This is a genomic window from Jeotgalibaca caeni (genome assembly GCF_028863945.1).
GTDB lineage: Bacteria > Bacillota > Bacilli > Lactobacillales > Aerococcaceae > Jeotgalibaca > Jeotgalibaca caeni.
In genome coordinates this window covers 52,114-64,540 of record NZ_JARBEA010000002.1, presented here as the reverse complement: position 1 = coordinate 64,540, position 12,427 = coordinate 52,114, and the positions used below count along the sequence as shown (strand labels likewise).

12 protein-coding genes are annotated in these 12,427 nt (G+C 43.4%); 7 read left to right on the top strand and 5 right to left on the bottom strand.

The features are described from left to right. The first annotated feature begins 37 nt into the window (after positions 1-37). The 6 genes from hprK to PVE40_RS00670 all read left to right on the top strand — a co-directional run bounded on the left by hprK (position 38) and on the right by PVE40_RS00670 (position 5,669). Entirely contained in the window at positions 38-976 is a 939-nt protein-coding gene (hprK, locus tag PVE40_RS00695) for an HPr(Ser) kinase/phosphatase (RefSeq protein WP_274729959.1), read from the top strand. A gap of 17 nt (positions 977-993) precedes the next feature. Then, the gene (gene lgt / locus PVE40_RS00690; RefSeq protein WP_274729958.1) at positions 994-1,860 is read left to right on the top strand and encodes a prolipoprotein diacylglyceryl transferase; all 867 of its coding nucleotides are present in this window, start codon (positions 994-996) and stop codon (positions 1,858-1,860) included. Continuing rightward, the gene (locus PVE40_RS00685) at positions 1,857-2,867 is read left to right on the top strand and encodes an NAD(P)H-dependent glycerol-3-phosphate dehydrogenase (RefSeq protein WP_274729957.1); all 1,011 of its coding nucleotides are present in this window, start codon (positions 1,857-1,859) and stop codon (positions 2,865-2,867) included. The genes lgt and PVE40_RS00685 overlap by 4 nt, the downstream gene beginning before the upstream one ends. Before the next feature lie 22 nt (positions 2,868-2,889). Beyond that, on the top strand, positions 2,890-3,780 hold the full coding sequence (gene galU / locus PVE40_RS00680; RefSeq protein ID WP_274729956.1) for a UTP--glucose-1-phosphate uridylyltransferase GalU: 891 nt from the start codon (positions 2,890-2,892) through the stop codon (positions 3,778-3,780). 73 nt (positions 3,781-3,853) lie between these two features. Next, positions 3,854-4,804, top strand: coding sequence for a thioredoxin-disulfide reductase (trxB, locus tag PVE40_RS00675; protein ID WP_274729955.1), 951 nt, complete (start codon positions 3,854-3,856; stop codon positions 4,802-4,804). Positions 4,805-5,000: 196 nt separating this feature from the next. Then, positions 5,001-5,669: an amino acid ABC transporter permease gene (locus tag PVE40_RS00670; protein ID WP_274729954.1), complete on the top strand. Its 669-nt coding sequence runs from the start codon at positions 5,001-5,003 to the stop codon at positions 5,667-5,669. Positions 5,670-5,871: 202 nt separating this feature from the next. On the opposite strand, the gene PVE40_RS00665 is transcribed toward PVE40_RS00670, so the two are convergent. Further along, positions 5,872-6,636, bottom strand: coding sequence for a transporter substrate-binding domain-containing protein (locus PVE40_RS00665; protein ID WP_274729953.1), 765 nt, complete (start codon positions 6,634-6,636; stop codon positions 5,872-5,874). A gap of 278 nt (positions 6,637-6,914) precedes the next feature. Here PVE40_RS00665 and PVE40_RS00660 point away from each other — a divergent pair, with 278 nt between their 5' ends. Further along, positions 6,915-8,642 carry a phospho-sugar mutase gene (locus PVE40_RS00660; RefSeq protein ID WP_274729952.1) on the top strand — a complete coding sequence of 576 codons (1,728 nt, stop codon included), beginning with the start codon at positions 6,915-6,917 and terminating at the stop codon, positions 8,640-8,642. A gap of 57 nt (positions 8,643-8,699) precedes the next feature. On the opposite strand, the gene PVE40_RS00655 is transcribed toward PVE40_RS00660, so the two are convergent. Genes PVE40_RS00655 through PVE40_RS00640 form a run of 4 tightly spaced genes read right to left on the bottom strand, consistent with a single transcriptional unit; the run spans position 8,700 to position 12,155 of the window. Continuing rightward, entirely contained in the window at positions 8,700-9,365 is a 666-nt protein-coding gene (locus tag PVE40_RS00655) for an ABC transporter permease (protein ID WP_274729981.1), read from the bottom strand. 5 nt (positions 9,366-9,370) lie between these two features. Beyond that, positions 9,371-10,318 carry an osmoprotectant ABC transporter substrate-binding protein gene (locus PVE40_RS00650; RefSeq protein ID WP_274729951.1) on the bottom strand — a complete coding sequence of 316 codons (948 nt, stop codon included), beginning with the start codon at positions 10,316-10,318 and terminating at the stop codon, positions 9,371-9,373. Continuing rightward, positions 10,315-10,959, bottom strand: a complete 645-nt coding sequence (locus PVE40_RS00645; RefSeq protein ID WP_274729980.1) for an ABC transporter permease — start codon at positions 10,957-10,959, stop codon at positions 10,315-10,317. Before PVE40_RS00645 ends, PVE40_RS00650 begins: the two co-directional genes overlap by 4 nt. Continuing rightward, complete coding sequence (locus PVE40_RS00640; RefSeq protein ID WP_274729950.1) at positions 10,956-12,155, bottom strand: betaine/proline/choline family ABC transporter ATP-binding protein; 1,200 nt, start codon at positions 12,153-12,155, stop codon at positions 10,956-10,958. Before PVE40_RS00640 ends, PVE40_RS00645 begins: the two co-directional genes overlap by 4 nt. Positions 12,156-12,427: the final 272 nt, after the last annotated feature.

Here is a 12,427-nt window from a genome sequence, read left to right as displayed (position 1 = left end):
GCTTCTGTACCAGTACAAAATAAGTGAGGGAAAAATAATGCCAAATAGTGTAACCATCCAAGAATTAGTAGACATTTCGTCTTATACCATTCTTTCTGGCGAAGAGTTCTTAAATAAAAAGATTACATCCACGGAAATTAACCGTCCTGGCGTAGAGCTTACAGGATATTTTAATTTCTATCCATCTTGGCGGGTTCAGTTAATGGGGCAGACAGAACTGTCTTTCATTCAACGCATGACCCCGGAAGAACGATTAATTATTATGCGCCGCCTTGCGCAAAAGGAAACACCTTGCTTCATTATTTCCCGAAAAATGGAACCACCTGTTGAACTTGTAAAAGCTTGTCAAGAAGCGGGAATTCCGATTCTCCAAGCGCAATCAAAGACAACGCGTATTTCCAGTAACGTCACCAACTTCCTGGAAAGTCGTTTAGCCGAGCGCGTATCGATGCATGGGGTTTTGGTTGATGTGTTTGGGATGGGCGTCATGATTACCGGAGACAGTGGTGTCGGTAAATCAGAAACGGCCTTGGAGTTGATTCAAAAAGGACATCGTTTAGTAGCGGATGACCGGATTGATTTGTATCAACACGACGAAGATACCTTGATGGGAGAGGCACCGCCGATTCTGCGTCATTTAATTGAGATTCGCGGTATTGGGATTATGGACGTCATGACGTTGTTCGGAGCCGGTGCTGTGAAGCAATCAAATGAAGTAAATGTGATTGTCAATCTAGAAATGTGGACGCAAGAAAAGAAATTTGAGCGGCTGGGCAGTACGGAAGAAATGGTAAATATCTTGGATGTGAAGATTCCAAAGATTACCGTTCCGGTTAAGACTGGTCGAAACTTGGCAATCATCGTTGAAATGGCTGCTATGAACTACCGGGCTAAGACGATGGGATATAATGCTGCGGAGACCTTTGAACGAAACTTAGATAATTTGATCAAAGAGAACTCCAGACAAGAGGATTAGGAAAAGGTGAAGAAAGAATGGAACATTTTTTAACAGCAATCAATCCAATCGCAGTGAAGTTTGGAGAGTTTGAAATTGCTTGGTATGGTGTTATTATTGGCGTAGGAATCCTCCTCGCTATGTATCTAGCTTCTAAAGAGGGAGACCGAAAAGGGATGCCGCCGGATCTCATTTTAGATGTGGCATTTTGGGCGGTACCTTTAGCAATTCTTGGAGCACGCGCCTATTACGTTCTTTTCGAATTAGATTACTACTTGGCTAACCCAAGCCAGATTCTACAAATTTGGAATGGCGGTTTAGCCATTTATGGGGCACTGTTGGTTGGTGGATTAGTCGTTTTCTTTTATACGAAAAAAAGAGAAGTTCCGTTTATGCTGACACTCGATGTATTGGCTCCCGGAGTATTAATCGCTCAGTCCATTGGTCGTTGGGGAAACTTTATTAATCAAGAAGCGCACGGTTCAGAAGTAACCCGATCCTTCTTGGAAGGCTTGTTTTTGCCTGAATTTATTATTAATCAAATGAATATTGAAGGGATTTACTACCATCCAACCTTCTTGTATGAATCGTTATGGTCGTTGCTTGGATTTGTCTTTATTTTATGGATCCGCAGACGCCCGAACGTATTGCGTGAAGGGGAAGTATTCTTAACGTATGTGATGTGGTATTCGTTTGGCCGCTTTTTTATTGAAGGAATGCGGACGGATAGTCTGTACTTCTTAGGAATTCGTGTATCCCAAATCTTGTCCATCCTACTCTTCTTAGGAGCTCTTGGTATTTGGGCGTTTAGAAGATACAATAAATACCCGAAAGACCCGTATTATACGCAGATTAACCTTGGTATGAATCCAAATCTGCCAACAGGGAATGGAGGAAAGAAATGAAGCAAACAATAGCAGTGCTAGGAGCGGGTTCGTGGGGAACCGCTCTTTCAATGGTACTAGACGAAAATGGGCACGACGTTCGTGTCTGGGGGAACAACCCGGCTCAAATTGAAGAGATGAACCAGCAACACACCAATGCCCATTACTTGCCTGAATTAGTATTGAGCGAAGGAATTGTAGGCTATACGGACCTTTCTGCGGCAATCGAAGGAGCAGACTTCATTCTTTTTGTCATCCCAACGAAAGCCATCCGCTTTGTAGCGAAGCAAGTCGCGCCTTTGTTAACCGGCGAGAAGAAACCTGTTTTGATCCATGCGAGCAAAGGGTTGGAACAAGGCACGCATAAGCGGATTTCAACGATTATTGAAGAAGAAATTCCTGCTTCCTTGCATCAAGGTTTGGTCGTTTTATCCGGACCAAGTCATGCAGAAGAGGTCGCAAAGAAAGACATTACGACTGTGGCAGCAGCTTCTGAGACAGAAACTGCGGCAGAAATGGTGCAAAAAATCTTCATGAATTACTATTTCCGAGTTTACACCAACCAAGATGTGATTGGTGTCGAGCTAGGAGCTGCCTTGAAGAATATTATTGCAGTGGGAGCAGGAGCTCTACACGGTTTAGGCTATGGGGACAATGCGAAAGCCGCATTAATGACGCGTGGTCTAGCAGAAATCAGCCGTTTAGGAGTTGCGTTTGGCGCAGACCCATTAACCTTTATCGGATTGAGCGGTGTAGGCGATATTATTGTTACGGGAACCAGTATCCATTCACGAAACTGGCGTGCCGGGAACTTAATTGGGAAGAAAGTACCTCTTCCAGAAATTCTAGAGAGCATGGGAATGGTAGTGGAAGGTGTTGAAACCACCAAGGCTGCCTATGAATTAGCCCAAGAAAAAGGAATTGAAATGCCGATTACCGAAGCAATTTACCGAGTTTTGTATGAAGGAGCAAACGTAGAAAAAGTCATCCGTGACTTAATGCTACGTGATCGAAAAGCAGAACAGTAAACGTGTAAAGGAGCAAATGATCATGAAAAAAGTAAAAAAAGCCGTTATTCCAGCTGCTGGTTTTGGGACTCGCTTCTTGCCGGTTACCAAAGCGATGGCAAAAGAGATGTTACCAATCGTTGATAAACCAACGATTCAATTTATTGTAGAAGAAGCAATCGAATCAGGAATTGAAGATATTCTGATTGTAACCGGGAAGAGCAAGCGACCAATTGAAGATCACTTCGACTCGAACATTGAATTAGAGGCGAATCTTCGTGAAAAGGGCAAAGACGAATTGTTGAAGCTGGTTCAAGAAACAACCGGCCTGCGGATTCATTTCGTACGTCAGTCTTATCCAATGGGGTTGGGGCATGCCGTTCTGCAGGCGAAGGCCTTTATTGGGGACGAGCCGTTTGTCGTCATGCTTGGTGATGATTTGATGAAGGATGAAGTACCTTTGACTCGCCAGTTGATGGACGGTTACGAGCGTACTCATGCTTCAACGATTGCCGTGATGGAAGTTCCACACGAAGAAACTTCTAAATATGGAATTATCGATCCAGATAACGAGTTGGAGGAAGGGCTATATAATGTACGCCGCTTTGTGGAGAAACCAGACCCAGCGGATGCGCCAAGTGATTTAGCCATTATTGGCCGTTATTTATTGACTCCAGAAATTTTTGAAATTTTAGAAAACCAAAACCCAGGTGCAGGTGGAGAAATTCAACTGACGGACGCGATTGATACGTTGAACAAGACACAACGTGTTTTCGCCAAGAAATTTACCGGACACCGCTTTGACGTGGGGGATAAGTTTGGTTTCTTGACGACAAGCATCAGCTACGGCTTGGAACATCCAGAAATGAAAGATAAACTAAGAGATTACATTCTCGAATTAAGTGAACGCCTGGAACAAGAAGAAGGCCAGTAAGCAGAAGGTTCGCTATTTAGCCGGAAAAGGCATAGACTAGAGCAGATTAGAAATGTTTAAAAGGGGTATCTAAATGGAACAACAAGAAAAAATTTATGATGTCATTATCATTGGTTCAGGACCAGGTGGGATGACAGCGGCGTTATACGCCTCCCGTGCAAACTTGAGCACGCTTGTATTAGAGCGCGGTGTGCCAGGCGGGGAATTGCTGAATACAGCTGAAGTGGAAAACTATCCAGGCTTTGACTCCATCATGGGGCCAGAATTGGCTGACAAGATGCATAAGAGTTCCATGCGTTTTGGTGCTGACCAAGCTTATGGCGATGTGAAACGCATCGTTGTCGATGGTGCGTACCGAATTGTTGAAGCAGGGAAGAAATCTTATAAAGCAAAAGCAGTTATTATCGCAACCGGATCCTATCACCGTAAGTTAAATGTGCCAGGGGAAGATCAATACAATGGCCGTGGTGTTTCTTACTGTGCGGTCTGTGACGGCGCGTTCTTCCGCAACAAGGATTTAATTGTGGTCGGCGGAGGAGATTCAGCGGTTGAAGAAGGAACGTATCTGACTCAATTTGGTGATGTGAACATTGTTCATCGTCGGGACTCATTGCGCGCCCAAAAAATCTTGCAAGATCGTGCTTTCAAGAATGAAAAAGTAAACTTCACTTGGGATACCGTTGTAGAGGAAATCCAAGGAGACGGAAACAAGGTAACGGGTGTAGCAATGAAGAATGTGAAAACCGGTGAAGTAGTCCAACAGAATATTGACGGTGTTTTCGTCTACGTAGGTATCTTGCCGCAATCCGATGCATTCCGTGATCTCGGAATCACTGATGCGGAAGGCTGGATCGAAACCAACGAATACATGGAAACAGCTGTACCGGGTATCTTTGCAGTTGGTGATGTACGTAAGAAAACTTTACGCCAAATCACGACAGCAGTTGGGGATGGCGGAGAAGCAGGAAACCGCGCATTCCATTACATTGAAGAATGGAACGACCGTTACGCAGTTGAGAAATAAGAGTAGGGGCTGGAGCATACCTCCAGCCCTGTTTTTATGAAAAAATCGAATTGACCGCTAGATTTTTCTGTGCTATTCTATATGAATAACAAAAATGAGCAAGCTCTCATAATTCTAAGGGGAAGTTAATTAGTTGCTTCCACTACTTTTTTTCTGTATTGTTTTGAATGTGCCAATGAAAAGATAGGGTGATATCATGTATTTTATTGAACTTTTTATTCAACATTTTCCTTCCTTTATGGATGCTATGGGACAAACTGTCCAGATCACCTTATACGCCTTACTTTTTGCTTCTATCATTGGAATCATTTTTGGCTTAATGAAGGTATCGGGAAATAAAATTATTTATTCGATTGCGAATGCGTATATTTGGCTGATTCGCGGAACGCCTCTACTCGTACAAATCTACTTTATTTATTTCGGCGTGCCAATGGCTACTGGAATTAGTTTGTCGGAGTGGAATGCGGGAATTATCACGATGAGTCTGAACGCAGGCGCTTATATGGCGGAGATTGTGCGTGGAGGAATTGAGGCAGTCGATGTGGGTCAAATGGAAGCTTCTCGTAGTTTGGGATTGCCGTATGGTACTTCCATGCGAAAAGTAATCCTGCCGCAAGCATTAAGAACGATGTTACCTTCCATCATCAACCAATTCATCATTACGTTGAAAGATACGTCATTGCTGTCCGTTATCGGCGTGCGCGAGCTCACCATGAATGGGAAAATTATTACAGCCAACAATATGGAAACCATTCGCATGTGGGGAATCGTGGCCATTTATTACTTAGCAGTCATTTCCTTGCTGACATTCATTGCGAATCGCTTAGAATCCCGCATGTCTTACAGCAAAAAAACTGCTACCTAACCCATTGACAAGAAAACGTGCAAGTGAGCCACAAAAAATAGCTCACTTATACCAAAATGGCCGAAAACGTACAAGTGAGCTCTAAAAAAAGTCTTACTCATACCAAGAAGGCGAAAAGCGTGCAAGTGACCCTCAAAAGAAGGGCTCACTTGCACGCTAATTTTTTTCAAAAAAACTGCCTCCGAAGAGACAGTATTTATAATTATTCACCTAAATATGTATCGATAATCTTGTCATAGTCGCCGCTATCGCGTAAGTTCTTCAAACCAGCATTGAATTTCTCTACTAAGTCCGTTTGTTTGCCTTTCATCGTAGCGAAACCATAGTTGCTGCCTTCAGGTGATTCGTGAATGACAGTCAATTCCATGCCGCGTGCAATTTCGTATTGAATAACAGGGTAGTCTTCAAATGCTGCCGCAGAGTTTCCTGTTAGTACGTCTTGGTACATGGTAGCTGAATCTTCTACGTACTTCAATTCAAAGCCGTATTCATCCTTCACGCTCTCCGCATACTCTGCTCCAGTGGTTCCTGTTTTTACAACTACTTGCTTACCGCTTAAATCTTCGATAGCAGCAATTCCGGAATCAGGCTTCACAGCAACTCCAACGGTACTTTCGTAATAAGGATCAGAGAAGTCATATTTCTTTTCGCGCTCTTCGTTGATGGACATTCCTGCAATAACACCATCTACTTGATTAGCTTCAAGTGCAGTTACAGCAGCGTTAAATCCAAGGGAACGCAATTCATATTCAAACCCTTGGTCCTTTGCAATCGCATCCAGTAAGTCTAAGTCGATCCCAACAAATTCACCTTCATCATTCTCAAACTCAAACGGTGCGAAAGTTGTATCCGTCCCAATCACATAAACATCGCCATCTGTTGCTGCAGCATCATTGTTTCCGCAAGCTGCTAGGGTAAAAGCAACAAAACCAGTTGCTAATAAACTCATCCATTTTTTCTTTTTCATATTTATTTCCTCCTTAAAATATATGATGTTAGTAAAGGTGACATTGTTAAACAAATGATTTTCATTAAGTTTCATGGACATTAGAATACCATGCGGGTTTCCAGGCTGTCAATGTGATTCTGAGAATTTGATTAACTAATTTCATCTGATTCTAACATAATATGTAAGAAAATCTAACATACAATTTTTGCGACGTCTCCTCGTAAAAACGGCCTTGCGTTACTTTTTTACCTCTATAATGCTATAATAAAGAAAATATTGTGTTGGAGGTTAACGAGATGGTTTACATGAATACATATGAACAATGGAAAAATAGCGAACAATTAGATGTTCAGTTGCGAGAAGAACTTTTGAATATGGCAGAAAATGAAGAACAAATTAAAGATGCCTTTTTCTCTCCCCTCGAGTTTGGTACTGCTGGAATGCGCGGGGTTATTGGTGCGGGAATTAATCGTATGAATATCTATACGGTGCGTCAAGCAACAGAAGGGCTTGCCCGTTTAATGGAATCGAAAGGCGAAGAGGAAAAGAAACGTGGTGTAGCAATTGCCTACGACTCTAGAAGATTTTCTCCTGAGTTTGCGTTGGAAGCAGCGAAAACACTTGGTGCGCATGGAATTCCTTCTTATGTGTTTGAAAGCCTGCGTCCAACACCAGAGCTATCATTTGCTGTCCGTCATCTACAAACCTTGACCGGAATTATGATTACCGCAAGTCACAATCCTCCTGAATATAATGGATACAAAGTATACGGAGATGACGGCGGACAAATGCCGCCAGCTGATGCGGAAGCATTAACAGACTTCATCCGTGCGATTGAAGATCCGCTGAATATTCCGGTAATGGAAAAAGAAGAGCTAGAAGAAAAAGGATTGCTTACCATTCTGGGTGAAGAAATCGATCGAGCTTATTTGAAAGAAGTAGCAACGGTTTCTGTTAATCCAGAGTTGATTGCTGAAATGAGCAAAGAAATGAAGCTTATCTTTACACCGCTTCATGGAACCGGAAAGATGCTAGGCGAACGTGCACTGACCAATGCTGGTTTTGAGAGCTTTACCTTGGTGCCAGAACAAGCGGAGCCGGATTCTGAGTTCCCAACGGTGCAATCACCAAACCCAGAAGAGCCAGGCGCATTTGAATACGCAGAACGCCTCGGTAAGGAAATCGGTGCGGATATTTTAGTGGCCACCGACCCAGACGCGGATCGTCTTGGAGCAGCGGTTCGGACCAATGAAGGAGAATATGTAGTCCTAACAGGGAACCAGATTGCTTCCTTGATGGTTCATTATCTCTTGCTGGCTAAACAAGAAGCCGGAACCCTTCCAGAGAATGCGGTAGTCTTGAAGTCGATTGTTTCCAGCGAATTCCCAACGGTTATTGCAGAATCCTTTGGCGCGAAGATGGTGAATGTTTTGACCGGGTTCAAATTTATCGCTGAAAAAATCAAACAATACGAAAGTGATGGCAGCCGTACATTCCAGTTTGGTTTTGAAGAAAGTTATGGATACTTGGTAAAACCATTTGCTCGAGATAAAGATGCGATTCAAGCTCTCGTATTGATTGCAGAAGTTGCGGCTTATTATAAGAAAAAAGGCCAAACGCTGTATGACGGATTGAACGAGTTGTACGAAACATACGGCTATTATCAAGAGAAGACCTTGTCGGTTACGATGAGCGGCTTATCAGGTGCAGAGAAAATCAAAGCATTGATGAAGCAATTCCGTGAAGATGCGCCAGTAGCGTTTGCTGGTGAAAAAGTAGTCGAAACAGAAGATTTCAGCACTCGTTTACGGACATCAGCGTCTGGAGTGTCTGAAACAATTGATATGCCAAGTGCCAACGTGTTGAAGTATCACTTGGAAGACGGCAGCTGGATTGCGATTCGCCCAAGTGGAACCGAACCAAAGATCAAGTTCTACATTGGTGCAAATGCGGACAGCCAAGCAGCGGTTGACGAAAAGGTAGCAGCATTCGAACAAGAAATAAAACAAGTAGCAGGAAAATAAAACGAAAAGGACGAAGCGGGAATCAAAATCCCAGCTTCGTCCTTTTTTGTATTCATTTTATCTTCTAGATGCACGCTTGGATGGATCCAAACGGTTCTCTAGATATTCCAATACTAAGTCTGTCAGGATAGCCATCAGTGCAGTAGGGATAGCACCGGCTAAAATAATCGCTCCGCCGTTGGTTGCATTGACTCCGCGTGTGATGATGTCACCTAGTCCTCCAGCACCAATAAAGGTTCCGATGGAAGTAACCCCAATGGCAACGACTAATGCATTCCGAATTCCGGCCATGATGACCGACAGGGAGAGCGGCAATTCAACCATCATCGTCAACTGCGTACGGGTCATTCCCATCCCTTTACCTGTATCAAGAAGCGCCGCATCCACGCTTCGCACGCCTGTATAAGTATTTTTAATAATTGGTAACAGTGAATACAAGAAGACTGTCGCGATAACCGTATCCGCACCCAAGCCTAATCCCAACATCAAAATAGAAAGAAGGGCGAGTGAAGGGATGGTCTGGATGACGTTTGCAATCCCGATGACCCAGCCCGCCAATTTCGTATGGCGGGAAATCCAGAAACCTAACGGAATCGCCAGAATGGCTGCAAACAATACCCCGTAAATGGAAATCAAGAAGTGGCGCCAGAATTGGCTGAGTACGTACATTCCATTTTCAGAAAAATAGTAAACCAATTGTTCGAATGTATTCATTTGACTCATATCCATTATTCTCGCTCCTTCAGGGGTGTGACGTCTTTGTCTTCAAAGTAGTTGTTTTCTTCTAAAAATTCATACGCTGCTTTTTGTGGCTCGATCAGGTTGTTGTCAACTTGATAGTTTAACTCCTGCATTTTTTCGTCCGTCAGCATATCTTCCATCTTCAAAAAGATGGTTTCTAACTCAGGATAAGCTTCCAGGATGGCACGTGTTGCGACCGGACTGGCATCATAAGGAGGGAATAGATTTAAGTCGTCTTCCAGTACAATCAAGTCATAGCTGGCAATCCGTCCATCTGTCGAGTATCCCAACACAACATCCATACTGCCGGCTTCTAGTGCATCATAGACGAGACCAATCTGCATCGGATAAATCGTATCGAAGTCAAATTCATACAAATCTCTAAACGCATCGTAGCCATCTCCCTCACGTTCCATCCAAGAGGTGTCTACTCCAGCTCTCAGAGATTCTGCCAAAGGTGCGAGGTCGCTGATTTTTGTGACCCCATTTTCTTCTGAAAATTCTTGTGTCACCAGGAAGGCATACGTGTTTGAGAAGCCGTAATCAGGGAACCAAACTTGATCAAACTCTTCGTCGAACCCTTTGACCACCGCTTGATATGCTTCAGCTGGATCGGTGATTGGGTCCATCCCTAGTTCACCGGTTAAAGAAGTTCCAGTATAGCGAACCGCTGATACATTCGCATCTCCGCCCATCAAAGCCTGGTGATTCAAAGTGGAAGAACCAAGATTGTTAACCAAGCCAATCGGAGCATCCGGGATATAGTGCGTAACCATTCCCTCTACCAAGTATGCCATGATCTGCATCTCGGTCGTTGTTCCACCCGTAATGACAATCCCATCTTCCGAATAAGTCGCACCAAGTCCTGGGAGAGAACAAGCTGATAAAAATAAAACAAGTAAAGGCATCACGAGCCATTTTTTAAGGTGTTTCATGAAGTCGCTCCTTTCTCAGAAGAGGTAGTAGGAGTGACCGAAACCTCTACTCTGCCTAATAGGAAGTCTGCCAATAGCGCCAGTATTGTAACGGGAATCGTTCCCCAGATAATCATTTCTTGGTCATATACGTTCAGTCCATTGAAAATGTAATCCCCGAGTCCGCCAGCACCGATGTAAGAAGCAAGCGTAGCCCAAGCAATCACATACACACCTGATAACCGAATGCCCGACATAATAACCGGAGCTGCAAGCGGCAATTTAACTTGCAAGGTTTGTTGTCGAACGGTCAAACCCATTCCTTTGGCAGCATCAACGACGTTCGGATTAACGCCGCGAATCCCGATATAGGTATTGCGTAAAATCGGCAATAAGGAATAAATAAACAAAGCCACAATCGCCGGTAGTTTGCCAACACCGAATAGAGGAATCATTAAAGCGAGTAGAGCCAATGAAGGAACCGTTTGAAGGATGGAGACAAAGCCAATCACATAGCGAGAAGCTTTTTCAAAACGGGTTAATAAAATGCCCAAAGGTACGGCTACAAGAGCACCCAGCGCCAAAGCTATCATAGAAATAAAAAAGTGTTCGCCAATTTTATAAAGGAGTTCTGAACCATTCGATTGTAGAAAACTCATTATTCAATCAGCTCCTTTTCTGGTTGAACAGGCTGACTCACGACCGTTGTCGTTTCAATTACTTCTTCCATTTCTTCCAAATCAGCATCACTCCAGATGGAATCGTACACCATATCCACTACAGAAGTGCGGGTGATCAGGCCAAGCAAATGGTCATTCTCGTCCACAACCGGAATGTTTTTATAGCCTAAAATTAAAATTCGTTGCAGAGCATCACGGACGAGCGTTCCAGCCCGGACAAAAGCAACTTCTTCCATAATATCGTTGATTGAAACATTTCTGCGTCGATTCCGTTCAATGTTCTCTACGGACAAAATACCGAGTAACTTTTGATCATGATCGGTTACAAACAAGTTATCTACGCGCTCTTTCCGCATCATACTGATTGCTTGTCCAAGGGAAGCTTCCGGATTCACCGTGATAACCCGTTCGTTCATGATTTGTTCAACGGTCCGTAAGTTTGTTTTTGCTTGGGTAAGTCGCGTTTCACCAATGAAGTTTTCTACGAACTCATTTGCCGGATTCATTAAAATATTGTCAGGCGTATCAAATTGAACCACTTTTCCTTCTTGCATAATGACAATCCGGTCCGCTAGTTTCAGTGCCTCATCCATATCATGCGTAACGAAGACGACGGTTTTTCCCATCTCTTGTTGCAAGTGTTTCACCAGCTCTTGCAGTGCATCGCGCGTAATCGGATCGAGAGCGCCGAATGGTTCGTCCATCAAGATGATATCTTGGTCGGCAGCTAATGCGCGGATTACGCCAATCCGTTGCTGTTGCCCACCAGAAAGTTCTGCTGGATAGCGACTTAGGAAGTCACGCGGCAAGTCTACTCGGTCAATCAATTCTTCAGCGACTTTCTTTTGTTTCTCGTCCGGCCAGCCCAACAGCTTAGGTACCATGACGATATTGTCGTAGATAGTCATATGCGGCATTAAGCCAATCTGTTGGATGACATAGCCGATTTTCCGACGTAGTTCGACGGGATTCATTTTCTGGATATTCTGACCGTTCACAAGAATTTCTCCAGAAGACGGTTCAATCATTCGGTTAATCATCCGCATGGACGTCGTCTTTCCACTTCCACTTGTTCCGATAAACACAATAAATTCTCCTTTTTCAAAAGAAAGGGAGATATTATCCACTGCTTTTTTCCCATTTGGGAACTGTTTGGTTACATTCTTAAATTCAATCATGATGCTCCTCCTATAATCATAGTGAACTCACACGTCCTCTATTATCGCAATTCTCAAAACTGAATGCAAAAAACAGCGGTAAATATCGGGGTCTTTCCACAATGTTTATCGCTTACAACCTTATTATAACTACATTCTCATAAAAACAAAAAAATCCACTCCGATTTATCATAAATTGAAAAGAGTGTATCAATATATGAAAAGAAACGAAAAAAATCGTGCGTTATTTTTCTTTTAGAGAGCTTGTATTCGACACGCCCGGCATGCTATAA

Bases quoted from the DNA above. Each gene is read 5' to 3' on its own strand.
- galU (WP_274729956.1), top strand. From the start codon at position 2,890: ATGAAAAAAGTAAAAAAAGCCGTTATTCCAGCTGCTGGTTTTGGGACT.
- PVE40_RS00640 (WP_274729950.1), bottom strand. From the start codon at position 12,155: ATGATTGAATTTAAGAATGTAACCAAACAGTTCCCAAATGGGAAAAAA.
- PVE40_RS00670 (WP_274729954.1), top strand. From the start codon at position 5,001: ATGTATTTTATTGAACTTTTTATTCAACATTTTCCTTCCTTTATGGAT.
- PVE40_RS00660 (WP_274729952.1), top strand. From the start codon at position 6,915: ATGGTTTACATGAATACATATGAACAATGGAAAAATAGCGAACAATTA.
- PVE40_RS00665 (WP_274729953.1), bottom strand. From the start codon at position 6,636: ATGAAAAAGAAAAAATGGATGAGTTTATTAGCAACTGGTTTTGTTGCT.
- PVE40_RS00650 (WP_274729951.1), bottom strand. From the start codon at position 10,318: ATGAAACACCTTAAAAAATGGCTCGTGATGCCTTTACTTGTTTTATTT.
- PVE40_RS00685 (WP_274729957.1), top strand. From the start codon at position 1,857: ATGAAGCAAACAATAGCAGTGCTAGGAGCGGGTTCGTGGGGAACCGCT.
- hprK (WP_274729959.1), top strand. From the start codon at position 38: ATGCCAAATAGTGTAACCATCCAAGAATTAGTAGACATTTCGTCTTAT.
- trxB (WP_274729955.1), top strand. From the start codon at position 3,854: ATGGAACAACAAGAAAAAATTTATGATGTCATTATCATTGGTTCAGGA.
- lgt (WP_274729958.1), top strand. From the start codon at position 994: ATGGAACATTTTTTAACAGCAATCAATCCAATCGCAGTGAAGTTTGGA.
- PVE40_RS00655 (WP_274729981.1), bottom strand. From the start codon at position 9,365: ATGAGTCAAATGAATACATTCGAACAATTGGTTTACTATTTTTCTGAA.